This is a genomic window from Mesorhizobium sp. M7A.F.Ca.US.002.01.1.1, from assembly GCF_004022955.1.
In the GTDB taxonomy this organism is placed as follows: Bacteria; Pseudomonadota; Alphaproteobacteria; order Rhizobiales; family Rhizobiaceae; genus Mesorhizobium; species Mesorhizobium ciceri.
The window spans coordinates 1-385 of the sequence record NZ_RZQE01001084.1 but is presented as its reverse complement, the minus strand read 5'-3'; the positions used below and the strand labels follow the sequence as shown (position 1 = coordinate 385).

1 pseudogene is annotated in these 385 nt (G+C 64.7%); it reads right to left on the bottom strand.

Going from position 1 to position 385, the window contains the following annotated elements:
* Positions 1-211, bottom strand: a pseudogene (locus EN932_RS37820) (beta-glucosidase); the annotation flags it as partial.
* Positions 212-385: the final 174 nt, after the last annotated feature.

Genomic DNA, 385 nt, shown 5'->3' with positions numbered 1-385 from the left:
GCCAGCGCAAGCCGTCGCGGATCGTGCGAAGCCCAAGGGCAGCACAGCTGCGATAGTCGCCGAGAGCATGTTTGTCGTGTGCGGTTGCGCGAATCAAATCGAGGCGCACTCCGTCGCCGCGCCGATGCGAGGAACATTCGAAGCCAGCCATGAAGAAGCTGGCAAACGCGGACGGATATTCGCCCGGCGGACGCGCCGGCTCGTCGCTCATGCGTGCGATCCGTCGGCCAAGGCTCGCGCCAGCGCTCCCGCTAGGCGATCGACCATTGCCAGTTCCGACCCGCACCACAATTTCTTTCGGGCCGCCATCACCTCGCCTCTGAGTGGTACGGGTGCAAGCGTGGAATGTTGACCAAGCGAGCGAGAGCGGAGGCGAGTCCAGGTG